This is a genomic window from Clostridium sp. DL1XJH146, assembly GCF_054819755.1.
The window spans coordinates 1-280 of record NZ_JBTVVN010000132.1 but is presented as its reverse complement, the minus strand read 5'-3'; the positions used below and the strand labels follow the sequence as shown (position 1 = coordinate 280).

Sequence of the window (280 nt, the reverse complement as noted above, 5' to 3'; positions counted from 1 at the left end):
CCACGTCGCCGTCGACCTCGACCACGGTGCCGTAGAAGCCGCCCACGGTACGCACCCAGTTGCCCGGTACCAGGGCCTCCTCGGTACGACGCTCCTGCTCCGCCTGCGCCTTGCGCTGCTGCCGCCTGAGGAGCACGGACATCCCCCACATGGCGAGGATCATGATGGCAAGGGTCATGAGCGTCATTGAAACGGTTCCTATCGTAGTCAGCGGGCCGGGGTCGGACAGTCCCCCCAGAGTCTAGCCATCGTGCTGGCCCACAGGAAAAACCTCCGTCAC

General features: G+C 65.4%; 1 protein-coding gene. It reads right to left on the bottom strand.

Annotation, left to right across the window (positions count from 1 at the left end; all coding sequences use genetic code 11):
• The coding region (locus tag ACVHXK_RS18815; RefSeq protein ID WP_461207938.1) for a preprotein translocase subunit YajC at window positions 1–187 on the bottom strand (187 nt) is incomplete at its 3' end.
• Window positions 188–280: the final 93 nt, after the last annotated feature.